The sequence below is a fragment of the Halorhodospira sp. 9621 genome, assembly GCF_022228055.1.
In the GTDB taxonomy this organism is placed as follows: Bacteria; Pseudomonadota; Gammaproteobacteria; order Nitrococcales; family Halorhodospiraceae; genus Halorhodospira; species Halorhodospira halophila_A.
The window spans coordinates 26,626-50,476 of record NZ_JAJNRD010000018.1; the positions used below are offsets into that span (position 1 = coordinate 26,626).

The 23,851-nt window shown below is 66.0% G+C and carries 24 protein-coding genes; 10 read left to right on the forward strand and 14 right to left on the reverse strand.

The window, feature by feature from the left end; all coding sequences use genetic code 11:
- Positions 1-2: 2 nt before the first annotated feature.
- Together LRF89_RS09225 and LRF89_RS09230 are read left to right on the forward strand one after the other, a co-directional pair.
- Positions 3-785 carry a sulfotransferase family protein gene (locus tag LRF89_RS09225; protein WP_238636963.1) on the forward strand — a complete coding sequence of 261 codons (783 nt, stop codon included), beginning with the start codon at positions 3-5 and terminating at the stop codon, positions 783-785.
- Positions 782-1,585, forward strand: a complete 804-nt coding sequence (locus tag LRF89_RS09230; RefSeq protein WP_443134961.1) for an AAA family ATPase — start codon at positions 782-784, stop codon at positions 1,583-1,585. The genes LRF89_RS09225 and LRF89_RS09230 overlap by 4 nt, the downstream gene beginning before the upstream one ends.
- Here LRF89_RS09230 and LRF89_RS09235 read toward each other — a convergent pair.
- The 9 genes from LRF89_RS09235 to LRF89_RS09275 form a co-directional block, all read right to left on the reverse strand.
- Positions 1,582-2,421 carry a lipopolysaccharide kinase InaA family protein gene (locus LRF89_RS09235; protein ID WP_338018518.1) on the reverse strand — a complete coding sequence of 280 codons (840 nt, stop codon included), beginning with the start codon at positions 2,419-2,421 and terminating at the stop codon, positions 1,582-1,584. The two genes, LRF89_RS09230 and LRF89_RS09235, sit on opposite strands and share 4 nt — an antisense overlap.
- Positions 2,418-3,560, reverse strand: coding sequence for a glycosyltransferase family 4 protein (locus tag LRF89_RS09240; RefSeq protein WP_274522119.1), 1,143 nt, complete (start codon positions 3,558-3,560; stop codon positions 2,418-2,420). The genes LRF89_RS09235 and LRF89_RS09240 overlap by 4 nt, the downstream gene beginning before the upstream one ends.
- Positions 3,557-4,312, reverse strand: a complete 756-nt coding sequence (locus LRF89_RS09245; RefSeq protein WP_238636965.1) for a glycosyltransferase family 61 protein — start codon at positions 4,310-4,312, stop codon at positions 3,557-3,559. The genes LRF89_RS09240 and LRF89_RS09245 overlap by 4 nt, the downstream gene beginning before the upstream one ends.
- 374 nt (positions 4,313-4,686) lie before the next feature.
- Positions 4,687-5,334: a hypothetical protein gene (locus LRF89_RS09250; RefSeq protein ID WP_238636966.1), complete on the reverse strand. Its 648-nt coding sequence runs from the start codon at positions 5,332-5,334 to the stop codon at positions 4,687-4,689.
- A complete protein-coding gene (locus LRF89_RS09255) occupies positions 5,324-6,319 on the reverse strand; it encodes a hypothetical protein (protein WP_238636967.1) in 996 nt (331 codons plus the stop codon). Before LRF89_RS09255 ends, LRF89_RS09250 begins: the two co-directional genes overlap by 11 nt.
- A gap of 41 nt (positions 6,320-6,360) precedes the next feature.
- Positions 6,361-7,194, reverse strand: coding sequence for a sulfotransferase family protein (locus LRF89_RS09260; RefSeq protein ID WP_238636968.1), 834 nt, complete (start codon positions 7,192-7,194; stop codon positions 6,361-6,363).
- A 36-nt stretch (positions 7,195-7,230) separates the two neighbouring features.
- A complete protein-coding gene (locus LRF89_RS09265) occupies positions 7,231-8,628 on the reverse strand; it encodes an O-antigen ligase family protein (protein ID WP_238636969.1) in 1,398 nt (465 codons plus the stop codon).
- A 63-nt stretch (positions 8,629-8,691) separates the two neighbouring features.
- Positions 8,692-9,585, reverse strand: coding sequence for a glycosyltransferase (locus LRF89_RS09270; protein ID WP_238636970.1), 894 nt, complete (start codon positions 9,583-9,585; stop codon positions 8,692-8,694).
- A 62-nt stretch (positions 9,586-9,647) separates the two neighbouring features.
- Positions 9,648-10,820 (reverse strand): phosphotransferase, encoded by a 1,173-nt coding sequence (locus LRF89_RS09275; protein WP_238636971.1) that lies wholly within the window; start codon positions 10,818-10,820, stop codon positions 9,648-9,650.
- A gap of 667 nt (positions 10,821-11,487) precedes the next feature.
- On the opposite strand from LRF89_RS09275, the gene LRF89_RS09280 reads away from it, so the two are divergent.
- Both LRF89_RS09280 and LRF89_RS09285 read left to right on the forward strand, forming a co-directional pair.
- Complete coding sequence (locus LRF89_RS09280; protein ID WP_238636972.1) at positions 11,488-12,672, forward strand: Arm DNA-binding domain-containing protein; 1,185 nt, start codon at positions 11,488-11,490, stop codon at positions 12,670-12,672.
- A gap of 52 nt (positions 12,673-12,724) precedes the next feature.
- Positions 12,725-13,084 carry a hypothetical protein gene (locus tag LRF89_RS09285; RefSeq protein ID WP_238636973.1) on the forward strand — a complete coding sequence of 120 codons (360 nt, stop codon included), beginning with the start codon at positions 12,725-12,727 and terminating at the stop codon, positions 13,082-13,084.
- Between the two features lie 237 nt (positions 13,085-13,321).
- On the opposite strand, the gene LRF89_RS09290 is transcribed toward LRF89_RS09285, so the two are convergent.
- A complete protein-coding gene (locus tag LRF89_RS09290; protein WP_238636974.1) occupies positions 13,322-14,158 on the reverse strand; it encodes a vitamin K epoxide reductase family protein in 837 nt (278 codons plus the stop codon).
- A 67-nt stretch (positions 14,159-14,225) separates the two neighbouring features.
- Here LRF89_RS09290 and LRF89_RS09295 point away from each other — a divergent pair, with 67 nt between their 5' ends.
- Positions 14,226-14,459 carry a FitA-like ribbon-helix-helix domain-containing protein gene (locus tag LRF89_RS09295; RefSeq protein WP_238636975.1) on the forward strand — a complete coding sequence of 78 codons (234 nt, stop codon included), beginning with the start codon at positions 14,226-14,228 and terminating at the stop codon, positions 14,457-14,459.
- 2 nt (positions 14,460-14,461) lie between these two features.
- Positions 14,462-14,887 carry a type II toxin-antitoxin system VapC family toxin gene (locus tag LRF89_RS09300; RefSeq protein WP_238636976.1) on the forward strand — a complete coding sequence of 142 codons (426 nt, stop codon included), beginning with the start codon at positions 14,462-14,464 and terminating at the stop codon, positions 14,885-14,887.
- Between the two features lie 271 nt (positions 14,888-15,158).
- On the opposite strand, the gene LRF89_RS09305 is transcribed toward LRF89_RS09300, so the two are convergent.
- From LRF89_RS09305 to LRF89_RS09320, 4 genes are read right to left on the reverse strand one after another with little or no spacing between them, the layout of a single operon-like run.
- Positions 15,159-16,394: a DUF3322 domain-containing protein gene (locus tag LRF89_RS09305; RefSeq protein ID WP_238636977.1), complete on the reverse strand. Its 1,236-nt coding sequence runs from the start codon at positions 16,392-16,394 to the stop codon at positions 15,159-15,161.
- Positions 16,391-19,834 (reverse strand): ATP-binding protein, encoded by a 3,444-nt coding sequence (locus LRF89_RS09310; RefSeq protein WP_238636978.1) that lies wholly within the window; start codon positions 19,832-19,834, stop codon positions 16,391-16,393. Before LRF89_RS09310 ends, LRF89_RS09305 begins: the two co-directional genes overlap by 4 nt.
- Positions 19,835-19,857: 23 nt before the next feature.
- Positions 19,858-20,649, reverse strand: a complete 792-nt coding sequence (locus tag LRF89_RS09315) for a DUF4194 domain-containing protein (RefSeq protein ID WP_201173613.1) — start codon at positions 20,647-20,649, stop codon at positions 19,858-19,860.
- Entirely contained in the window at positions 20,646-22,130 is a 1,485-nt protein-coding gene (locus LRF89_RS09320) for a DUF3375 domain-containing protein (RefSeq protein WP_238636979.1), read from the reverse strand. Before LRF89_RS09320 ends, LRF89_RS09315 begins: the two co-directional genes overlap by 4 nt.
- A gap of 269 nt (positions 22,131-22,399) precedes the next feature.
- Here LRF89_RS09320 and LRF89_RS09325 point away from each other — a divergent pair, with 269 nt between their 5' ends.
- From LRF89_RS09325 to LRF89_RS09340, 4 genes are read left to right on the forward strand one after another with little or no spacing between them, the layout of a single operon-like run.
- Positions 22,400-22,636 carry a type II toxin-antitoxin system Phd/YefM family antitoxin gene (locus tag LRF89_RS09325; protein WP_201173616.1) on the forward strand — a complete coding sequence of 79 codons (237 nt, stop codon included), beginning with the start codon at positions 22,400-22,402 and terminating at the stop codon, positions 22,634-22,636.
- The gene (locus LRF89_RS09330; RefSeq protein WP_201173618.1) at positions 22,633-23,034 is read left to right on the forward strand and encodes a type II toxin-antitoxin system VapC family toxin; all 402 of its coding nucleotides are present in this window, start codon (positions 22,633-22,635) and stop codon (positions 23,032-23,034) included. Before LRF89_RS09325 ends, LRF89_RS09330 begins: the two co-directional genes overlap by 4 nt.
- A gap of 6 nt (positions 23,035-23,040) precedes the next feature.
- Positions 23,041-23,340 carry a nucleotidyltransferase domain-containing protein gene (locus LRF89_RS09335; RefSeq protein WP_201173620.1) on the forward strand — a complete coding sequence of 100 codons (300 nt, stop codon included), beginning with the start codon at positions 23,041-23,043 and terminating at the stop codon, positions 23,338-23,340.
- Positions 23,337-23,753, forward strand: coding sequence for a hypothetical protein (locus tag LRF89_RS09340; protein WP_238636980.1), 417 nt, complete (start codon positions 23,337-23,339; stop codon positions 23,751-23,753). Before LRF89_RS09335 ends, LRF89_RS09340 begins: the two co-directional genes overlap by 4 nt.
- Positions 23,754-23,851: the final 98 nt, after the last annotated feature.

Below are 23,851 nucleotides of genomic sequence, written 5' to 3' on the forward strand. Positions count from 1 at the left end.
GCATGGTACACCCCCTGCTCCAAGAGGCCTCCGCCGTTCCCTCGGGGATCGCGAAGTGCTGGCGGCCGTTCTACCGGGCCTATCCGCCGCGGTGCCCACTGGTGTTCGTCTCCTCGCTCAATCGGCGGGTGGCCGTTTATCCACCCCGGGAGTACGTCTGGGTGCGCATCCCCAAAGCGGCCAACTCGACGATCGCCGCCACCCTCTGGGCAGCCATGGCCGAGGCGGGCGATGCTGTGACGGGCCAGGCCGGCAGCAAGGATTCGGATAAGCAGCGCTTCGTGCGGCCCAGCGCCCTGAGTGCGGAGCAGGTGAGGGCAGTGCGCGAGCGCTACTTCAAGTTTATCTTCGTAAGGAATCCGTACACGCGGGTTCTGTCCGCGTACTTGAACAAGGGGCGCCCGGGTAAAGATCGCGGGCGCAAGTTTGGGCAGACGGAAGCGTTGGCGGGAACCCGGGCCGGGTTCGAGCGTTTCTGCCGCTACCTGGCGAACGGCGGCCTGCGCAAGGATGCGCACTGGTATCCGCAGAGCGGCCTCTGCCCGTTCTCACCGGTGGAGCTGGACTTTATCGGGCGAATGGAAACCTTGGGTGAGGATCTGGAGCGGCTTCTGATTGAACTCGGTCTGCCGTGGCAGGGGATTGTCCAGGCTGGCCCGCAGCCGACCCGGGCGCGGGCGCGCGTAGCCGAGTTCTACACGGAAGAGAGTCGCCGGCTGGTGGCGTCACTGTACGCAGAGGATTTTCGCGCGTTCGGTTACGAGCAGGAGTTGGAGGCGGTGTGAGTGGTGCCGGGACCGGTGACGGCGATCCGACTGAGGGTGTTCGTCCCTTCGTGCTGGTCACCGGCGCGCCAGGAACCGGCAAGAGCACATTGTGTCGGGCCCTGACGAGGCATCTGCGCGGTTGGCGGTACCCGATGGCATCGCCAGCATACGCCCGTGCGCTGCGCAGGCCGGGGGGTGGCCGGGTGCCGACCTGGTATGGTGCCTGGTCGCTGGATCGTGTCGAGCGCGACGCGCTGCGTGCTGCGGCCAAGCGGCCACGGCAGGTCTTGTCTCACTTCCCTGGGCTGGAGCCGCGTCTGCTTGCAGCCTTCGCATCCGCCGATCCCGCGCTATTTACCGAGTCCGGCCAGAGGATCCACGACTTGCAAAAGGTCGTACACCGCTTGCAGGTCTACCAAAGCCTCCGCGAGCACCCCGGGGCACCGCTGATAATGGAAGAGGATGGGTTCTGGCACAAGCTTGTGCTGTGCGAGGACGCGGCGCCTTGGGACGTGGTGCCATTACCCGAGGCAGTCGTGGTTCTCATCGTCGATGACCCGGAGGTCGTTCTCGAGTGGCGGCGCTCACGCGGCGCGCGTCATGATCGGCGGGCATTAAGCGGTGAAGAGGCGGAAGGGATCGAGCAGGTAAGAAGGCAGGATCGTGCTTGGCGGGAGGTTATCGAAGTGTGCCGGCAACAGGCGGTGCCGGTTCAAGCCGTTCGCGTAGGCGGGGGTGACGAGAACCAGGCGAGTAGCTTGGCGCGGTGGCTTGTAGAGGTGACCGGGGCGGCCGGATTCGAACGGAAAGAGTTCTAACTGGACGGTGAGGAGTCGCCTGTTAACGGGACTCGCTCCAATTGCCTTGCGGCTCGACTGCTGTCGTGAGCCAGCCGGCGGCCGACCCACCGCCAATCCTGCCAGGCGACGTGCAGCGGCTGATCGGCAGCGCGGGCGTAGGCGCGCACGAATTGCCGGGCCACGGCGCTGGGGAGACACGTGCGGTCGAGCAGCCGCAAGGCAGCCCCGAGGTGGCGCCGGGCCATCTTCAGCAGCCTGCGTCGGCGGATTGTCCGCGGAAGCCAGGGCGGGCGTCGGATGTTATCCACGTCGATTACGGCGACGGTCGGGGTGGGGCCCGACAGGTCGACCAGGAAATTGCCTTTGACGGGGTCCATGTGGACGAACCCGTTGCGGATTAGTTGGCCCCAAAGGGTTGCGGTGGCGTTAATGACCCCAAGAGCGGTCCCCGGCGAAACTGCCGTGCGGACACAGTTCTGAGCTGCCAGGTCCTTCAGTGGGATACCTTCAACGGCGCTCATCAAGAACGCGCCGCGCTTTCGCCCGGCCACCGTTAGCGTCATCGCAGCCAGCGGGATGGGGCCGGGGACGCCCCTTGCCCGAAGCAGCTCCGCTGAGCGAAAGAGTCGCGCCGGCGGGCGGAGCCATAGGGCGGCATGATCCCTGAGGGTATGCGGTATATAAACCTTGAGGTAGCACGTGGCCCCCTCCCCAACAAAACGGTAGACCCGCGCCTTGGAGTCCTTGATCAAGGTCAGCCCGGGGGCGTCGGAGCGTACCCAGGCCGCTGCTACGGCGTCGGCCATGGCCCGGCCTTCAGCCGTGCCTTTTTGTATGGAGCTCGACCGGGTCATCGGTGCGGAGGGGCAACCGGGTCATGTTGGGTGACCGCATCCAGAAAGTACTGCTCCCACGGGAACTGCAGGCGCTCCCGCGCGTCGCGGCACTTTGCTGCGGCGTGGCCGTAGCCTTCGGGCGTAGAGACGGACGCCAGGCACTCGAGCAGGGCGTGCGGGGTTGGCTCGAAGAGCAGGCGTTCGTCCCCAAGGATGTGCGGGATCCCGTCCCGGCGGCTGCCGATGGCCGGGGTGCCGCAGGCCAGGGCCTCCAGTAGGACGTTGGGGAATTGGTCCTCGCGAGAGGGGGCGACGACCAGGTCATGGGCGCCCATCAGGTCGTAGATTTCGGAGCTGCGCGGCACAACGGTGAGCGTCGGACCGTTGTTTACGGCTTTGCGTTGCAACCGGTGTACAGTGCGCTCTCGGACACCGACGACAGTTACCGCTTCCACAGAGGGTGCTCGCTCCGGCAAGTTCGGCAACGCGTCAAGCAGGATATCCAGCCCTTTAAGCGGTGAACTGCTCCCAATATAGAGCAGCCGCGCAGGTTGCTCGGGTAGTGTTGATCGCGGCGGCTTCGAGAGCTGCGGCACATCGTTCTCCACTACCCTGAAACGGTCCGAGGGTAAGCCGTAGGCCTCTTGGAGCTGCTCAAGCGCGGCTGGGCTCTGGACGATGATTCGGTTGGCTCGGCGCAGGGTGTACGTCCATATGCGTCTCGCCACGGTGTGTTCCAGAGCGTGGTAGACGCGGGATAACGGATTGCGTCGCAGCGACTGCCGGATCTGGTGTCGCCGGATGAGGTTCGAGCGAGATGCTATGACCAGCCGCGCGCCGCTTAGTCGCGCGGCCAGCAACGCCGCAAGATACAGGGTCTCGCTGAATATAAGCAGGTGGACGCGGCGCGGTTTCCACTCTCTAAGGGTCCTCCGCTGCCTCCAAATACCCCAGACGGGTTTGAGTGCCCTGCCGGGGATCCAGCTTGGCCAGGGTAGCAACAAGTGTTCAATCCCGGGCAGGTCGGGGGGATTCCGCCGCGGCGGCGTCATCCAGATTGCTGCGGGACTCTCCTGTGCCGCGGCAGCTACCAGGCGTTCGTACCGAAAATGAGCGCCGGTTTTGGGGGTGGTGTGCTGTGAGAAAAAGACGATCATGTGGCTGTATTGTTTAAAGCATCACGTACCAACCACTCGACCACGGCTAGATCACAGTCGTCGAGCTCTAGATCGTCCTCGCGGGTTCGCGATGAGTGGCTTGGGCCCGCAATCGAGTGAGAGCGATAACGTAACCGGAGCTGCCGTGCGAGCAGGTGGAAGGACTGGTCTTGGTGCCGGTGGGCATGAAGCTCGATGACATCAGTTTGAGGTGCACACCACAAGAGATTCGTCAGCGCAGCACCGTGAGGAGCGACCACGACACCAGCGCTTGCCAGCAGGTCTTGTTGCTGTCGAAATGAGAGGTCACCGCACTCATGGCATTCGAATCCGTGGGCCCGTAAGCGTTCGATAAGCGAGTGCTCATTGAGCACCCTTCTGCGTGAGGCGTTTTGCCGCGAAAGGTAGACGCGCCGTGTTCCGGGTGCCTGAGGGCGAGAGAAGCCGATGGATGCATGGATAGCGTCTGATAGCCAGTCGGGCAAACTATGCGATGTCACTTCCCCCCAGCTCGGGAGGAGCATGCGATCTATGAACTGATCCTCAAGGTCACCGATGGGGGTTATGCGCTCTGGCTGCATCCCCGCAAGCTGCAGGATTTTTTCTTGCCACGCAGCCCCACTGTGTCCCATTAGGTATTGATCGACGTAGTTGATCGGTAAGCCCGCGTTTTTTAATAGCCAAAGGTTGCCAAGAACCTCGGTGATCCAGTGGTAGTAATTAATCGTTTTATGGGGGGTCAGGAGCGCCATGGTCCCGGTGCGTGGCTGGCGTTTGTGATGGCGTCCAAGTAGTAGACGGGGCCTGGCCGAGGTCCGTGTGACCGGTGATCGGATGGGCATTCCGCGGCTGGTTGTCAGTGCGAAATCATCGGATTTTCCGCTGTCTCTCGCTCGCACCCGGTGGATTGCGATCCCCTTTAGCGTCAAGAGCCCGGCTCGCGGGTACCCGCCGGTCTTCCTGCGCTTGGGGGAGAGGCTGCTCTGTGCCGCACTGCTCCCGTCTCCTTCCCGTAACAAGCGCATCGTGGGTGCCCACGTGCGTTGGTTGAGGCTGTCAAGTGGGGTCCATGTCGACCCATGCAGGTTCTCAGCTTGGGGCGCGCAAGCCCGCTGGATGAGCGACTTCACCATGGCCACCTAAGTACCTCACCATATTCCTGCAACGCCTGTCGGAGTCGCTCCGAAAGAGTTCCCGTGTAGGCTTCCCAGCAGCGTCGTGCCCACTGCTTATGAACGAGGTCGATCGTTACTGTCGCCTCTCGCGAATCGAGGGCAAGCAGCATACCGTGCCGATGTGTTCCTTCGCGACACTTGACCAGCCGGCCGTCCCGATCAATCCGCACAGTGAGATCGTGGGCGGTCTTGCCCGAGAGATTCGTCTGGTCGCGATAGCCGTGATCGCGGATATCGAGCAGGATACGTGCCTGACGCTCTAGATAGGCATCGAGCTCAGCGACCGAATGAAGCGGCGGCTCGGCGACGGCGCCGTTGCGCTCCAACTCGGCGCGGGCCCGGGCGTAGAACGCCGTCTCGTGGTAGGCGCCGTCGCAGGCTAGGAGCTCTTCCATCTGCCGCTGGCGGAAGGGCGCCAGATCGCGGCCACCGGCATCCCAGTCACCGCCGAGGATCCAGAACGGCCACCGCTTCAGGTATCGGGGCCACTCGTGCCACTCCTTGCGATAGACGATCCGCCTCGGATCCGTGCGGATCAGCACCGATCCCCGGGGGGCGATCAGACGCCATCGGCTCAACTGGAACGACTCAAGCGCCACGACGACCCGCTTCCCCTTCTTGCGACTTTGCCGAGGACTCCCCCGGCCAGTAGCCCAGATGATCCAGGGACCAACCAGAGCGCTCGGCGAAGAGCCGGTTGGAGGGCTCAAACGCCTCCCGGATGCGCTCCGCCAGGGCCGCAGTCAGCTGGATGTCTTTTTCAGCGGCCGGGCGGGTTGGTGCCTGCGCGGGTAGACCCAGCCTTTCTTTCAGCTTGCGCCACTTGTGCGCCCGGCGACCCTCGGGAAGCTTGTAAGGGCTGAGGTTCCATCGATCGGGCCTGGAGCGCCGGACATTGCATTGAGCTCCGGCTGGCGGGGTTTCGGTATTCTCCGAGAGAAACCCCTCGCAGCCCAGGAGTTGCTGCAAATCGGCCCGGATCCGTGCGTCCGTCATCCGCTCGTAGGGCATCGCGAGAACCGCCCCTTGGCCGAGTACATCCTGCAGGCCTTCCAGCAGGCGACCGAAGTCCAGGTACCGCTGTCGCTGATCGCCGGCCGCGGTCAGGATGTCGTCAACGCGCTTCTCGAAGTCTGCCTGAGATGCCTCAGGCAGGAACTGACTCGATTGGGCGTAGGCCGACGCCAGCCACTCGGGCTGGTTGCGCGTGAAGAAGAACACCTTCGTGTGGCCACGGCTGCTCCACGCGTTGCTGAATGCCTCCATGTGCGCCACCAGACGCTCGGGCTGTTCGGTACGAACCGGTGGAGTCTCTCGCGGGAACACCGGAGCACGGTAAAGCGCCTCGTCGGTATAGATGATGGGCTCCTCCGGTGACTTGCGCGCGGCCAGGCGCTTGATCATCGACTGCCCACCTTGCGTCAGCCAGTAACCGGGGTCTTCATGCAGGAAGACGTCTCGCAAGGCTCTGCGAAACCGGCGGCTCCCCTGACGCTTGCCAAGTGCCCCGATCCGGGGGAAGTGCTCGGACTGCAGGTAGGTGGTGGCCGTCTTGCCCAGCCCGATGTGGAAGATACAGTCCATGTTTCGAGACTCCGGGTGTGGATCGATCGGTGAGAGCCGTCTCAGCGCCCGCCGCCGTCCGGTGTGGCTTGGGGAGAGGCGGCCTGCTCGGGGCGCACGCTGTAACCGAAGGCGGCGAAATCGTCGGCGTAGAGCCTCTGGAGGATGGCGGCGGCCTCCTCGTCAATATGCTCTTGGATCCGGCCATTCGCGCCGGTGCGATGCGGCGCGCAGGTGGTTGGCGGCTTGCCGTACCCCGGGACGACCCGTTGGTAGACCTGTTCCAGGTCGGTCTCCAGACACTCAATTTTACCGATAAAGTCGAAGGCCTCGGGGGGTAGCAGGAGGAGCCAGCACTGCGGGATCCAGTGCGGATCCTTATAGATCGCCCCGCGCTCAAGGTGACGGCAGAATTCTACGAAAGTCGGCGCGGATCCATCGGTATGGCGCAGGTGGCGCGGACAACGGGGGCCGTTGACGATCTTGTCGAGATAGGCCGAGAGCACGCGGGTGTAGGGGTTGCGCACGAATGTGAACTTGAAGCCGTTCTGGAGAAGCTCGCTGACCTGGCGATCACTCAGTTGCGACGGCCTGCGGAACTGGTCATCGATGGTCGCGCGCTGCTTATCGGGTAGCCCCAGGGCGTCAGCCAACGTGTGCATGATCGTGGTGTTGGCCGCCTTCGGGACCCGGTTGTAGAAGAAGCGAAGATCGCGCTGGACCATGCCCCGGGTGTCCGCCTTGCGATGGGAGAGCGGCTGCGCGTACGGGTAGCGCCGATAGAAGGCGGCATTGCGCAGCTTCTGTTTGCGCAGGCTGAAGGTATTCTGCAGGTGGCCTTTCCAGGCGCAGAGTCTGCGCTGGAAATGAACGGTCGGGCTCGGGGCGTCTGGCATGGAAGCGGTTTCCTGGTTCGGTGAACGAAGAAGGGTTTACCCGGGAGCCTCGGAGCCTTCGGGCTGGTTGCGATGTTCGAGGCGATTCCAAAGGTAGGGACTGTAGAAAACCCCCAGGATCAAGGCAAGGTGCGGCCAGAAATGACTGGAGGTGATGTACGACTCGAACAGGTTCGCGGCAGCGAAGCCCGCCAATAGCGCGAAGAAAAGGGCCCCGTATCGATATGGGAGCCACCCTCGGCGAACGGAGCACCAGACGCTGCAGGTGACCAGAGCAATGAGCACTGCAAAGATCGCCGTGCCCACAACGCCCACGGAGAACAAGAGGTCCATGTAGCTAGAATGCAGGTGTCCACCGTGAACGCCGTGCCGGTCCGGCTCAATGACGTGTCGCATGGCCTCCGGGCCGTAGCCCAGGACCGGCCGGTCGGCGAGTTTCTCGATACCAAACTGCCAAAGGTGGTAGCGGCGACCTACGCTGCCCTGGGGAGCAATGTCTCCCTCCCGAAGCTCGGCGATGCCTCCACCCAGCCGATCAATTCGGCTCTCAATGCCGTCCGAGAAGAGGGAGGCCGCGGTGACCAGAAGAAGGACAGAGGCCATCCCGGCCAGTAGGCCGATGGTAATCGCGGACGCGGCGCGGATTCGGCGTCGCTGGTGGTGTATGAGCGCCACAACTCCAATAAGTAGTGCCGCGAGCCCCCCTAGCCAGGGCCCCATGCCTTGGGCGGCCATCAGCCCGAACACCGCGTAACCTACCGCGACCACCCATAAAGCGAGTCGCAACCCAAACAGCATCCGCCGCTGGCTGAAGGGTCCAACCAGGTCCCGGGCCAGGAAGGTGAGGATGATCAGCGAGAGCAGAAACGGCAGGCTGGCGCGGTGGGGGTTACCGGTACCGAAGTCGAGTCGGCTGCCGCCCAGCCCGGCCTGCAGATAACCGAGGTCGACGATCGGCAGGGTCAGCGCGAACCAGCATAGGACGTATCCGAACAGGACGATGAATACAATGCGCAGCTGTCCCCCCAGCAGCCAGGCGACAAGAGGTGCCCAGCCGAGTCGGGCCCAGTGTCGGATGTTGTTGATCGCGTCGTAATCGTCCCGGACCTCCGGGAGCATCACCCCGATAGTGGCCGCGGAGATGATTACACCTATCCAGATCAGGAAGGTCCAGAAGACTGGATCGCGTCCCAGAGCGCGTAAGGCGGCGCCCAAGCCAAGGATAAAAGTGAGCAGCATCAGGATCTCGCCAACGCGCATGAGATCCCGATTCAGCAGGAACGTGGTCAGGGCGAGGATCACGCCCACCAGCCCGAGCACGTCGAGCCAGCGCCAGCCGGTGTGGGCGCGGGCGGCTTCGGCAAACCCGTTCCAGAGTCTGCCCAGTTGGGGGGCTAGCAAAGCGTGCAGGTTTAGGGCCCAGGGGGGCTTCATGAGTGGCTTTCGCGTTGTTTGGTTATCGAAGGCGCGAGCACGAGGGTTGCGGAGTGTGCCGGGTTACCAGCGCCTCCCCGCGATGGCCGCAGCGTAAAGCTGTGCATAATCCTGCCGTACCCGGTTGATGTCAAAGTATCTTCGCACATGATCGCGGCACGCCCGGTGGTCGAGTGCTCCGACGGAGCGGACGGCGTCTACCATCTCCGCCTCGGTATCGCATAGGAACCCGGTCTCACCATTCGCGACCACCTCCGGCAGCGCGCCCCGACGGCTGCCGATGACCGGGGTGCCGCAGGCCATGGCCTCGATCAGCACCAGTCCGAAGGGCTCATCCCAGCCGGCCGGGAACAGCAGCGCCCGGGCGCGTGAAAGGGCATCGGTTTTGGCGTCGCCATGCACTGCCCCCAAGGCGGTGATGCCGGGCCACCAGGGCAGGCGGCTGGCGGGGAGCTTCCAAGTTGGTCGCCCGGCTAGTGCAAGCGGCTCCCCCGCGGTGCGGGCAATGCGCACAGCGGCCCTAGCCCCCTTTTTGGATCGACGCAGCTTGCCGAGGAACAGGAGGCCGCGACGCCGTTGGCCCTCTGGGAAAGGGAATTGATCAACTGGGAGTCCATTGTAAACGAACCGCTCGGCCCCGTGTCGCCGAGCATGGTCCCGCGAGACGTAGATCCGGTTGGGCAGCGGTAGTGCGCATCCCTCGTGGTTGCCGTGCACCGTCGTCACGCAGGGAAAGTCGCCCAAGGCCGACGCCATACCGCAAAGCTCCGGGCTTTCGCCGTGGAGGTGGATGACATCCACATCGCTTGGCAGCGCCGCTAAGACGGCTGCCGACTCCCATGCAGCTGGCTCGATGTGCCGGTAAGCGGCGGTGTCATGCCCCCGGGGGCTGATTACAGTGACTTGATCACCGGAGCCTGCCTGCGCTTCGGCAAGCCAGGTGATCAGCTGTGGCATCCCCCCAGCGTCCGCCGGCGAGGGCGGCGGCATGGGGCGGGCTACGAGGTGCACGATATGCATCACGCGCCTCGCTGATCCTTACCGCCCAGCAGCGCCTTGGCGTGCCTGAAGATCCCAAATCGATGCGCCGGGTAGGGGCAGACGGGGTTGGGTTGACTGTCCACGACGCAACCGAGGCGTGCCCATTGCTTCGCGAAGCGATCCGTGGGGGTCTTGGACCGGGTTCGATTGGGTATATAGGAGTGTTCGGAGAAGCACATTAGCGGATCCGACATGAGCGAGTTGGCGATGGCAAGCTCGTAGCGCGATTCCGCTGGGTCCGGCTGCGGCTGGTCAGCCAAGTCGAAAAGGCTCTGCAGGTGGTTGTCGTAACGCCCCTTCCAGAAACCCGGTGAGTCCCACCGGAGCAGCAAATTGGTGGCATCGCGCCAGAAAGGCATGTAACCAAGTTCCGATGCCGCGAGGTCGATGACTACCGGGCCGGAACTCGTTAAGAGGATATTCCCCGGGGCAAGGTCGTTGTGCGCTGGTACTTGTGGAGCAGCCAAAAAATCGACCAGCCGGTCGTGCTGGCACCTAGCAATGGCCGGATGGTGAACGAGCGCAGACTCTTCTAGGTATTGCTCAAAGTCCTTGCGCGCGTCCTGTGGAGCTGGTCGTTGAAGGCTGCCGCATGCGGCGCGAAGGTCCTCGAGCAGGCTCTCGACTGCGTACTGGCCTTTCTGCGTATCCTGAGTTATCCGCAAGGAATCGCCTGCGATGTACTGCTCGGTGATGCCGTGTCCATCGGCGCATAGCTCGAAGGTCGGTGTTGGTAAATACCGCCCGATCGCCAAGCGAGTCCGGCGGTATTCGGGCGTGAAGACGGGGGTGGTGGCAAGACGCGTGACGGTCCCGTGAGCGGGCGCGATCAGTATGACGTCTGTGTTGCTACCCCGTTTGTTACCTCGTTTGATGATTGTTGCACGCCCCGACCCATTCGAGAGCTGTGCGTAGGTCAATCCCGCCAGAAACGGGCGGCGGATCCGGCGCTTGACGGTATCTAGTACCGTGGCGTTCTCGGTCATTCGGTTCAGCTTGCCGCTGATCTCTGGCGGCACACGCGTGCTCCGTTCCCATGCAATATTCGGGGTTATAGTGTATTGGCCGGACTGTAACCACTCGGCATGTGCCGCGAGCAGATCTTGCATGTTGCGGTGGCGCCTGCGAAGTTCCAGGGCCTTGAGTCCCATATGAATTCCTTTGCGCGGCATGCTCTGTCCGCGTGGCTGTAAGAGGTGCTTGTCCGGGGCGATCCGGTGCTGAGGCGAAGCGCAGGCAGGGCTTGGCACTTCCAATCCTTGGTGGTCCTGCCCCTTTGTGTGGATCGCCTCCCCAGGAGTTTGTTTGTGCGCCGTTATCCAACCATGTGGTGTTGGGGAGGGCAAGGAATACCGGTAGCGTCGGGTTCGATGTGGGTCCGGCTCACCGACCGCGAACACTTCGGCCTATCCGCAGCACCCCCCGCTGCAGCGCAAAGCCCGGCCCGTCAGGGATCTGCGAAGGCCTGTGGCCCCGCTGGAGGCAACGCAGCGCAACGCGAGACAAGGCGGCGGCGGCGCCGATCCGCGCCCGGGCGCTGAGTCGGGTCAGCACCGCTGACCCCGTCACCGTGACAGCGCAACCGTCCCGGGCGCCAGCGACCCGAGTGGGGCGGCTGCGTGGTGGCAGCGCCGCGTGCGCTCGGCCTGCTGAGGGCGTTCAGCGGTGGCCTCTGGGCGGGCTTGTTGCGGTTGGCCGCGCCATCGTAACGCCGGGCGCCCAGGTTGCGCGGGGGCGGGTTCTGACTTTCTTGCGCGGGAGGTGTATACCTGTACACTAGTGATTAGCGTTCACGGACGATAGTGGGAAGGGTGCGCCATGGCGAGCTTCTGCATTCGGCCCAATGGCACGATTCAGTACGACCTGTGCATCTACGGCCGCCGGTTCCGGGAAAGCTCGGGGCTGCGGGATACCCCGGAGAATCGGCGGCGGGTGCGGCGGAATCTGCGCAAGATCAACGCCGAGTTGGAGATGGGCACCTTCGACTATGCGGCCTGGTTCCCGCAAAGTCGCAAGCTCGAGCGCGCGCAGCGCTGGATCCGGGAGCGGGGCTCGCGCGCCCCGGGGCGGCGCTTCGCGGACTATGCGCGGCAATGGCTGGCCCTGCACGAGGGCGAGTGGAAGGAGAGCTACCGGCGACGCGTCGAGGGCGTGATCCATCAGTACCTGATCCCGCACTTCGGCGACTGGCCGCTCGATCAGATCACCGAGCGCGCGGCGCGCGCCTTCCGACAGGGGCTCATCGATCAAACGGACGCCCGCGGTCAGCGGCGGCTGAGCAACGCACGGATCAATTTCATCCTCTCGCCGCTATCCGGCATCCTGCGCTTTGCCGAGCGGGAGCTGGGGATGCCCTCACCGATGGCCGGGCTCCCGCCCCTGCGCGATGACCGCAACGACCCGATGCCGCTGACCGCCGAGCAGGTCAACGCCTTTTTGGAGGTGGTCGACCCGCGCCTGCGGCTGTACTTCAAGCTGCGCTTCTACACGGGGCTGCGCTCCTGCGAAGTCAACGGCCTCAAGGTCAAGTACCTCGACCTGGAGCGTCGCCAGCTCCGGGTCCGCGAGGCGCGCGTCGATGGTCGGCAGACGACGCTCAAGCACCCGAAGACCCGGCGCGAGATCCCGCTCTCGCCGAAGCTGGCCGCGGAACTGGGTCAGCATGTGGCCACCAAGGCGGCCGAGGACTACGTCTTCGTGCGCGAGGACGGACGGGCGATCGAGTCGAGCTGGGTGGCGGAGCAGCACTGGAACCCGACGTTGCGCCGGCTCGGCCTCGCCGCTCGTCGCGTCTACCAGACCCGGCACACCGCCGCGGTCCTGCACCTCGCGGCGGGTGAGAACCCGCTGTTCGTCTCCCGACTGCTCGGCCACTCCTCGACCAAGATGCTCTTCGAGCGCTACGCGCCGTTCGTTGCCAATGCGCTCGCCGACGACGGTTCCGCTTTCGAGGCGATGATGGCGCGGTTGGGGACGACTGAAGCAGCTGGCCGAGTCGCATGACGGCCGGTTGGGGGATCTTCCGCCGGGGCATCCGCTGGAGAAGCCGCTTTTGGTGTACATTGCCAGGGTCTATGGCTCGGTCGAGGAGGCGGACGTACGGCAGGCGCTGGAGCAGACGCGGCCGGGGCGAGCGGAGGAGTTGGTGATGACGCTAGCAGAACAGTGGCTAAAGCGTGGAGAAGAGCGGGGCATTCAGAGAGGGCGTGAGGAGGGCCGGCAAGAGGGCCGGCAAGAGGGCCGTCGGCAGGCTGCGGTGCAGACGCTGCTCCGTTTGATCGAGCGCAAGTTCGGCCGGGAGGCGAGGGAAGCGTCGCGGGCCCGCGTCGAGCCTGCCACGGTCGGTGAACTGGAGATGTGGCTGGACCGGATTCTCGATGCCGAGTGCGTGGAGGATGTCTTCGGCACCGGGTAGGGGCGAACGGGTATTCTTGCTGGTCGGTGCGCGAATCGTGAGTCCGGGCGCCTAGAAACTCGGCCGCTGCCAGCAGTGGAGACTTGAGCCGGCACGAAGCGAGCGCCCAGCTGGTCTTTTTGCTGGAGGCGGTTTATCGGGAGGGCCGCCTCAGGAAGTCGCCGCGCCGCCCCAAGGGAGGCGGCGCGGGCATGCCACGACGGGGCAAGCTCGTAGCGCCGCCAGTTCGCTTTCCGCTTATGTTCCCGGTACGGGGGCGAATGTGGCTGCCCAGGTCACGAACAACGTCGCGCCCGCGAACGCCGCCGCATAGGACGCGCGAGCGAGGGTTTCGCTATTTTGGGCAAGCCGGGCGAGCTCATATAGAACTTCGCCGGTATCGGGTGTCTGGATGCGGCGCAGCACGCGCAGCTCAAGCGCGAACAGCACCACTGTGGCCCCAGCCGAAACCATGCAGAACGGGCAGATTTCGCCGATCGGGACGAGCTGGAGCCAGACGAAATAGGCCGAGGCCAGCACGCCGGAGGCCGTTACGGGCGTGAGCGCCTTGATGATCGCCGGGTGCCGGGTCTCAAACCACCATGCCGCCATCGCGATCGTCGCGAGATAATAAACGGCGCCGAGCGTTGCCAGCGGTATGCCGGCGACATACCCCCAGTCGCTCATGATCACCTCAAGGCTTCCGGCGAGGTCGGCGCCCTCGGGGATCTGCGGCAACGCCCAGAAGTGTATGACGCTCAGGAAAGCGCTGACCAACCAGCCGAGCACGGCGACGCCGACGAACCAACGCATCAGCGAGACGGCGCGGGCGTCCCCACGGTCCGGGGTGCTGCGTTCATCTCCAACCATGATCACCTCTTTCCCATGGCTTGTGTTCATGCATGATTCAATATATAAGCAGAGTCGCATGCAAATCAAGCCCAGCCGGCGCATACTCGGTGGGGGCGCTCGCCAGCGAACTCGCACCAGCGCTCTGGCGTGGAGCGCGTTACGGCTCATCTGCAGCAGCCCCGAAAAGGTCTCGTGGTGGATCGCCTCATCGAGCTGGTACGGGATGTCGCCGAAGCGCTGCATGATTAGGTTACTGTCTCTCAAGTGCTATCATGTGCTAGCACTTGAGGGGGTCGCGAAGAGACAGGCTATGAGCAGCATCAGCGTCCGCCGCTTGGATAAAGAGACGATCGAGCGCTTGCGCGCCCAAGCAGACCGGCATGGCATATCCATGGAGGAGGAGGTGCGGCGCATCCTGCGGTCGGCGGTCTCGGAGCCGGAGCGCCTGGGCGATCTCGCTCAGGCTACGTTCGGCCCGAAGCATGGCGTAGAACTTGAACTCCCAGGCCATGACCCGCACGAGCCATGTGCGCCGGAACGATGATCGTGCTTGACACGAATGTCGTCTCTGAGATGATGCGCCCGCGGCCGGATGCGGCGGTGATCGAGTGGCTGAATGGCACGGGTAGCGGCTCGTTGTACCTGTGCACGATTACCATCGCCGAGATCGAGTACGGCCTTTGCGCCATGCCTGATGGGCAACGCCGCGAAGACCTGCGTGAGCGCTTCGACACCTTCATCCATACGGCGTTCGCACAGCGCATCCTGGGTTTCGATCAACGGGCCGCTCGCCACTACGGGCGCATCATGGCGACGTGGCGACGGGAGGGCCGGCCACTGTCGGCCCCGGATGGGCAGATCGCTGCCGTGGCCCGCAGCCGCGGTCTGGCGGTTGCCACCCGCAACGAGCCGGATTTCGCGGGAATCGGCGTAGAGATCCTCAATCCTTGGCGGCTGGATAGCTCTCCCTAAGAAAGACCTCACCCTTGACGGTGCGGCCTCGATCGGCCAAAGCGCGCAGCTGTACGTGGCCTCCAGTCGCGCAGCGCCTGGCCGAAGTGGCCGCGTGGAGGTCGCGCCCGTGGGCCCAGCTGTCTCTGCGCAACAGTTTGTCGTGAGCCTCGAGGGCCTGCCGTGCAGGGTCGCTTCTCTTTCGCATGCTCGGTCGCACTATGGGTCGGTACGCAATTCGCAAGTCCTGACACCGAGGAACGAGGCTGACGGCTGGGGTAGCGAGCTCAGTTTATGACAGTGTGGCCTGGTTATCCCCCGGGATCCGCTCTTCCGCCCACCCCATACCGATGCGCTCTTGCTCCAGCCGCAGGGGGCCGGCCTCCGCGTCTCCGGCCTGCAATTCGGCGAGGGTGGCCGCCTCCTCGTGGGTGAGCCGCTCCGGGGGCGCGGCACTGGGGGCGCCGCGCGGGTCGGGGACGCACAGGTGCCGGTGGGCCGCCAGGGTCGCACGGTCCATAAGCAGCGAGCGAGCGTGCGGCCAGACGCCCCGAAGCCGGTCGAGGATGGCGAAGCCATCGCGGTCCAGGTCCCCCCAGTAGGCGATGGGTACGCGCTCCAGCCAGGGCACCGCGCCGAGGGCATCGACCGCGTAGCCGAGACCCAAGATCGCGGCCGTCCCCGGCACCGGTGGTAGCGCCAGGCCGGTAGCCTGGTTCTCGGTGATCAGCAACTGCCGCAGCGGCGGCGTATCGGCGGCCAGGTCCAGACGGGCGAGCTCCTCGACGGGTACGGCGAGATCGGTCAGACCGCGGATGGCCAGCTCCGGGTCGAGCAGCCGCAGCCGTATCCGCGTCGGCGCCTGCCGGAGGCCGTAGCGGGCCTCGAAGCCCCGGGCCCCGGTGTAGCGGGTATCCACCGCCTCGGCGGGCAGCACAAGGTCGAGCAGTTCACCGAGGAGCCGGCGCCGGGACTCGATGAACTTGGTATCAACGCCGGGGATGTCGAGCTGGCGCAGGTAGATCTCGGGGCGAGGGTGGTCGCGGAACCAGGCGCAGACGGCGAGCAGCTTTGGCCAGTCCTCCGCGTGCTCCAGAGCAGTCAGCGGCCGCCGGGCGAGCCACGGCAGCAGTTCCGCGGCCTGCTCTGCGGTGGCGCTCGCGACGGCATCGAAGGCGGCCGCCTCGCGGCGTCGCCCCAGAATTTTGAGGGCGTCCTCCGCGCAGGGCACCACCGCTGCGGTGGGCAGCTCCTGCCGGCCGTGTACGCGGTTGCGCTGCGCCTGCCAGCGCAGGTCGTAGCCAAAGCCCCGGCCCTCGCGGCTGCCGCGGCGCAGGCCGTCGGCCCAGTCGGCCACGGCGCCGAGGTCCTCGTTGATCTCATGGGTCCGCGGGCGCGTAAGGCTGACCTCCACCGGGAAGGGCTCTGGGGCCTCGGCCGTGGGCACGCGGGCGGCGAGCAGCGTGCCGCGGGACCAGAGCCGCTCCAGCCGCTCACGGACGGCCTCCGGCGTACTCCAGCGCCTCAAGCGGTGCCCTCATCCGCCGCCCGCGCCGCCGGGGTCTCGCTCCGGTCCCCGTGTGCACCGTCCACCTCCCGGCCGGCCCCGGGGTCGGCCTGCTCCGCCCGGTACTCGTCGATGGGGATGTGGCGCAGCTTGGAGTGCGCCCCGTCCGGGGCGCTGACCAGGCCGACGCTGGCGACGTAGGGCTCGATGATGTGGATCTTCTGCAGCGGCGTGACCACCAGAAGCTGCAGCCCCAGGCGCTGGAACAGCTCCAGGCCGAAGCGGGCGGACTCGTCCGAGCCCCGGCCGAAGGCCTCGTCGATGAGCACGAACCGGAACGAGCGCGAGCGCTGCCGCTCCCAGTCGAGCCCGAACTGGTAGGCCAGGCTGGCGGCGAGCACGGTGTAGGCCAGCTTCTCCTTCTGCCCGCCGGACTTGCCCCCGGAGTCGGTGTAGTGCTCGTAGGGGGCGTCGTCCTCGCGCCAGCGCTCCTCCGCCGAGAAGGTGAACCAGTTGCGCACATCGGTGACCTTGCGCCGCCAGCGCCGGTCCGCCTCGGCGGTGCCCTCGCGGCCGCGCAGGCGCTCGATGATGGCACGGATGCGGGCGAAGCGCGCCTCCGACTCCGCCTCGGAGGCCTCGCCGTCGTCGTCCACCCAGCCCTCGACGCAGGAGCGCAGGTCGTTCTGGAAGTCGCGGATCTCGGCATCCTGAGTCGGATCGGCAAGGAGCTCGATGTAGCGCCCCGGGTTGAAGTCGATGCCGTGCAGCGAGCGGTTGATGGTGCTGATGCGCTCGCGGATGGACTGGCGCTGCCGGTGCAGGTGCGCCTGGAAGTTGGCGATCTCGCGCAGGGTGTTCTCGTTGAGCAGTTCCCGGAAGCGGCGCTCGAAGCGGGGGAGGTCGTCGCTCTTGAGGCTGTCGAGCAGCGCCGCGTACTCGCCGTAGGCCTCGACCCGGGCGTCCATCTCCTGCACTTCCAGCGGCCACTGGTGGCGGAAGTCGGCCATCGCGCTGACCACCTTGTCCGCCAGGCGCCGCAGGTTGCGCTCCACGTTGTCGATGTGCCGGCTCACCCAGCCGCGCACGGCGCTCTGGGCGTTGGCCAAGCTCTCCACGGTCAGCGACTGCTCCGCCAGCGCCTCCTCGCGGATGCCCTCGAGCAGCGGGAAGGCCTCGCTGCGCTGCGTCTCGGTGGCCGCCTGGTGGCGCTCGCGGGCGCTGGCCAGTGCCTCGGCGGTGCGCTCGCTGCGATCGGCCAGCCGGCTGCGCTCGTCGCGCTCCTTGAGCAGCAGCTGCTCGAGCTCTTGGATGCGGGCCTCGACGCCGTCGCGCTGCTCCTGGAGCGTGCGCAGCCGATCGGAGCTGGCCTGGATGCGCTCGCGCTCCGCCTCCAGGCGCTGGATCTCGGCCTCCACGCTGTGCCAGTCCAGCTCCTGGAAGTCGGCGTAGACCTCGATCTTGTCCAGCGCCCGGATCTGCTCCTGCCAGCTGCGCAGCTCCTGCTCCAGGCGGCTCATCCGGTCCGCCAGCTCTTGCATGCGCGTCTGGTAATCCGCCGCCTGCCGCTCCAGGGCCGCGATCTTGGCCTCGTTGGACCAGCCGAGGATGAAACGCGAGCGGTCGTTGATGCCGTGGCGGTCGTCCTTCTCGTGGCGGTAGCCGCCGCTCTTGATCTGACCGGCGCGCGTCACCGCCCGCTGCTCGCGGCGCAAGGTGTCCAGATCGTCGCAGCAGGCATAGTCGAAGCGCTCGGCGAGTTCGGCCTCCAGCCAGGTGTAGAAGCCCGAGTCCGGCCGGATGGCCAGGGCCCGCACCAGGGAGTGCGGGTGGAGCTCCGGCGACCGCTGCTGGCGCTCCCGCACCCGGTAGTAGACCAGCCGGCCGCGCAGGTGGGTGCGGTCCACCCACTCGGCAACGCGGGGGTAGTCCCGGTCCGGGACCAGCAGCGAAAGACCGAAGTTGTGCAGCAGCCGCTCGGCGGCCCCCTCCCAGTCGCGCGCCTCCTCGTGGACCTGGATGAGTTCGCCGGCGAAGGGCAGCTCGTCCGGGTCCAGGCCGGTCTCCTTGCACAGGTGCTGGCGCAGTTCCAGCATCCGGGCGGGGATGTTGGAGCGCCGGGCGCGCAGGGACTCCAGCTCCTGCTCGAGCTCCTGGTGGCGGCTGCGCAGCTCGCGGAAGCTGACCTCCAGCTCGGTGCGCTCGTTCTGGCGCTCGCTCAGCCGCGCCTCGGCGTCCTCGCGTAGCCCGGCAAGGCGCTGTTGGTTGGCAAGGAAGGTATCGGCCTCGTCGGCTCGGGAGAGGCCGAGGTGCTCGGCGAGGGCGTTGTAGGCGTCGGCATTGCGCCGGCGCCGCTCCGCCTCGCGCTGGTGCTCGCCGATCTGCTGCGCCAGGGCCTCCAGGCGGTCGCCGCCCTGCTCGGCGATGGCCCGCTGGAGCTCCTCGCGCTGGCTGCGCTGGCCGGTGAGGTCTTCGTCGAGGCGGCGGATGCGCTCGTCGTAGCGCCGGATGCGCTCATCCAGCCTCTGCCGGCGCTCCTCGAGCAGCCGCGCCTCGATGCCGGCGAACCAAGGCTCCAGGGCCTCGCGTGCCGCGCGCCAGGAGGCGGCCTCCGCGCTGAGGCGATGGTGCTCGTGGGCATCGGCGATGAGTGGCTCCAAAGCCTCGATCTGGGCCCGGGCGCGGATCACCGCCTCGTGGGCGCGGCTGAGATCGTCGAAATGGTGGATGAGGGCGTCTATGCGCTCGTCCACCGGCTCCGGCTCGAGCATGTGGCTGCGCACGAAGTCGGTCAGATTGCCCACCGACTTCATGGACACCGTCTGGCTGAACAGCTCCAGCGCCTGGTCGCCCTCGATGCCGAAGCGCCGGCGGAAGGCGGCCCCGTAGAGCGGGAAGGTGTCGTGTACCTCGATATCTGGCGCCTCGCGCAGGCGCTTGCGCAGGTTCTTGATGTCGTGGCCGAAGTCGGAGAAGTCCCGGGCGATGGTCAGGTCCCGGTCGGCGATCACGTGCATGCGCTCCGGTTGTCCCGAGCCCGAGAGCCAGAAGACCTGGGCCAGGGTTACGCCGTGCCCGTAGCCCTCATTGAAAAAGTAACCAAGGATGACCGAGAAGCTGTGCTCGTCGCGCAGGGACACCGGGCGGGCGCTGCCGCCGGTCTCCTCGCGCTCGGCCTTGTAGTGGCCGAGCACGTAGGAGCGCAGGGAGCGCTCACGGCCCTCGGCACCAGCGGCCTTGTTGTAGGTGATGCGGTGGGCGGGTACCAGCAGCGTCGTGAGCGCGTCCACCAGCGTCGACTTGCCGGAGCCGTTGTCGCCGGTGAGCAGGGCGCTCTCGCCGCCCGGGGCCATGGACCAGACGCGGCCGTCGAAGGTGCCCCAGTTGTAGAGCTCCGCGCGATGCAGCCGGAAGCCGGTGCGCTCGGAAACGGGGGCCAGGTCAAGCTCTTGCAGCTTCATGGGTGGCGTCACCTCGATGCGGGTCAGCGCTCAGGCTCGGGGCTGGTCTCGGCCGGCGCGCCGGGGCTGTCGCCGCGGTCCGGGTCGGAGGTGTTGCCGTCGCCGGCGCCGTCCGAGGCCAGCTCCGAGGGGTCGCGCCCCTCGGCGTGGGCCCGGTAGGCGCGCAGGCGCTCCTCGAACTCGCCGAGCCACTGGGCATCCACGAAGGCCTTGAGGATGCGCTGCACCTCGTAGCGCTCTTCGTCGCCGCGCAGCCGGCGCAGGAAGCCGAGCTCCACGACGCGCCGGATATGGCTGTCCATGCGGTCGAGCAGGCGCGCCTCGTTGGCCGTATCGCGCAGGAAGACGCGCATCAGGTCCACGATCTGCTCCCGCGTCAGGATCAGCCGTGTGTCCCCGCCGCCGGCATCGTGCTCAGCGAGTTTTTTGCGCAGCAGCGCGAGCAGGAGGCTGACCGGGTAGCTCAGCTGGCGACGCGGCACCAGCCGGGGCAGCTGGCTGTCGTCGTCCTCGTCGCGCGCGCGCTGGCGCAGGTAGGCGTAGCCCTCACCCTCGTCGAGCATCAGCTCCAGGCCGAGGACGCCGACGTAGTCCCGCACCCGGGCCTGAAGGTCAAGCAGGTGCTGCCACCGCTGCGGGGCGCTGTCGCGATGCAGCACCCCCCGCAAGAGGTGGACGAGCAGCTGGGAGAGGCGCTCGTCGCCGGGAGTCGTGCCCCAGGCGCCGACGGAACCGGACGCGGCAGGGGCGTGCCCCTCCAGCGGCTGGGCCGTGTGCGGGCGGGTGGCGGTGTCGGGGTCGTCGTGCTCGGTCATTGGGCTCCTGCGGTTGGGTCGCTGGGGCTGCTGCGGAGGAAGGTGACGGCGGGGACGTGGGCGCAGCGCTGTCGGCCTGTCTCCGGCTCCGTCCAGGTCACCGCCTCGGTGCGAGTCTCGTCCACCACCGCGCGCGCCTCGTCGGTGGCGATGGCGAGGTAGGTGACCAACTCCGCCAGGCCCTGCTCCAGCGGATGCTCGGCGAGGAGTTCGCCGAGCGCCACGCGCCGACGCTCCTGCAGGGCGCGGCGGATGCGCCGACGCAGCCGGTCGCGATCCACGTAAGTCTGCTCGAAGAGCTCGGAGGCGTCCACGTCGGAGCCGTCGGCGGCGACCACCTGGTCGGCGATCTGCGGCCGGAACGGCGGCGTGAACAGCGGCCGTTCCATGGGCAGCTCCACCCGCGGCGAGGCCTCGTCGAGCTCGATGAGCGCCTCCCGGGGCGGCTCGTCGCGCACCGCCACGGCGTGGTGCTCGATCTCCCGGATCAGGTCCATGATCCGGCGGTTCTCCAGCCAGGCCTGGTCGTCGAGGTAGCGCCGCAGCTGATGGGAGAGCTGGGCCACCGTGCGCTGGGTGGTCTCGCCGGCCTCGAGCCAGTCGTAGTGGATGCGGCCGATGCGCGGGTCCGGGTCCAGGGCCTGGACCGTCTCCAGGTGAAGGGCGCGCTCCAGAAGCTCGGTCAGTTCCTCCTGCCGCACTGGGGACATGAGGAAGTCCCAGAAGGCGCGGAAGCTGCGGCCCTGGTCGGAGTCGGCGATGGCGTCCTGCTCGCCGAAGATCTCCTCGAGCAGCTCGCCGCGGCTGCCCTCCCACATGGCGATGCGCTCGCGCACTTGCCGGTCCAGATCGCGGAAGTTCTGCTCCACCTGCCGGAAGTCGGCGAGCAGGCCGCGGGCGGTCTGCTCGGCCTGCAGGAAGCGCTCGCGCTGGCGGACCGGGTCCATGAGCGCCACCTCGCCGGCGCGCAGGCGCTCCATCTCGGCGTCGATCTCGGCGCGCTGGCGCTCAAGCTCCTGCAGCCGAGCCTGGGGGTCGGTCTCGGCGCCATGGATGAGTTCGCGCAGCAGATCGAAGACACTGCGCAGACGCGACTCGGTGGCCACGAACTGCCGCCCCCGCTCGAGCTCGGCGACCCAGTGGATGGCCTTCTCGGTCGCCGGCAGCAGGTCGTAGCAGGGCTCGTCGCTGCCGGTGGGGTAGTAGCGGCGCAGCCAGCCGCGCTCGTCGCCCGCCCACTCGGTCAGGTACTCGCGGGCCGGGCGCGGGTACGGGTCCTCATCCGCGCGATCGCGTAGGGCATAGAGATAGTCCTCGAGCTGCGTCTCCAACTCCGTCTCCGGGATGGCGCGGGCGTTGGGCGCGATGAAGGCCCGGTGTAGGAAGCCGATGACCAGCGGCGCGGTCTCGGCAGCGAGCAGCCGCCAGGCGGGGTGGTTGCGCCTGAGATAGAGGATGTCCGCGTGATCCAGATCGCCCATGCGCGCTCGGCTCCGGCACCGCAGCTATAATCGGCCAGTATCGCGCACCACCCGCGCACCGGGAAAGGAGAGGGTGCCCCCAGAGCCGCGGCGGCTTCGGGGCGGCTGCGCGCCTGTTCAGCGATTCGAGTCAGAAACTGAAGGCGCGCTTCTTCTGCCGGCGCATCAGCCCGCGCTGCACTTCGTCCTGCGCATCGCTCTCCTGATGACTACTTGCCATAGTCATTCGCGCGCGCTACCGTTGACGGGCTCCATGACCAGGAGGGGCCATGCGCTCCGAAGAAGTCTCAAAGTCGCAGTTCAAGGCGCGGGCGCTCGAATACTTCCGTCAGGTTGAATCCTCGGGTGAGGCGGTTATCGTGACGGACAAAGGGCGCCCCACGATCGAGGTACGCCGGTACAAGGGCGATCAGCGATCACCGCTTGAGCGCCTGCGTGGCAGCGTCATCGAGTTGGCGGATCCCTTCGAGCCTGTGGGGGAGGAAGACTGGGAAGCGCTCCCTTGATCGTCCTGGATACTCACGCGCTACTGTGGTGGGCAAATGGTGACGACCAGCTCTCACCCCATGCTCTTGCAGCCATTGAGCATGAGATGCAGGCGGATGATGGAGAGGTTCTGATCTCGGCTATCTCTGCCTGGGAGATTGCGCTGCTGGTTGAGAAGGGGCGTCTTACCCTATCGATGACGACCAGCGACTGGTTGGATACGGTTGAGGAAATCGAGGGCGTGCGTTTCATTGCCTTGGACGCTGCCACGGCGGTTGAGTCGACGCGCCTTCCGGGAGAATTCCACAAAGACCCTGCGGATCGGATGATCGTGGCGTTAGCTCGACGCTTCAATGCTGAGCTAATAACAGCGGATGAAAAGATCACAGCGTACCGGCACGTTAAGACGATTTGGTAATAGGCTATGCGGCTGACCAGTGCGGAGCGCAAAGTCATTCTGGATGTGGTGCGCGAGGTGTTCGGTCACGACGTCAAGGTTCGCCTGTTCGGGTCGCGTGTTGATGATAGCGCACGTGGTGGCGACATCGATTTGTTGATCGAGTGCGATGAGCAGGTCCCGAACCGCGCGTCAGCGGCGAGCCGGGTAGCGGCGCTGCTGCAAATGCGGCTCGGTGATCAGCGTATCGATGTCCTGATCCTGGACCCGTCGACCACACGACTACCGGTTCATGACGAGGCCCTTCGAGAAGGAGTGGAGATTTGAGCCGGCACGAAGCGAGCCCTCAGCTGATTTTTTTGCTTGAGACCGTTTATCGGGAGGGCGCACATCTTCACTACACGACGGGCCGATTGCTGCGAGAGCCGGTTGATGTTTCCTGGGTCGAGTCTCTTGAAGACGATCCGGAGCGGGCTGAGCGACTTGATGCCTTTCTGGCGCGTTATGGACGTATGCAGGATACGATCGGCGATCGGCTTATCCCGAGCCTGATGCGAGATATCTTGGAAACGCCTGGCTCTGCGCTGGACAATCTAAACCGGATGGAGAAACTGGGTGTCTTGGCTGCGGTTTCCGATTGGGTCGAGGCCAGGAATTTGCGGAATCGGCTTTTCCATGAGTATATGCGCGATGCCGAAGAATTCGCTTCGGCTGTGAATCGTGCTCGTGAATGCGTGTAACTGCTGATATCGACCTATAACAATATCCTCGATTATACTGCGGGACAGCTTGAGCCACCTGACGGTTATTCTTGGCCTGACAAATTGGAAATGGATAC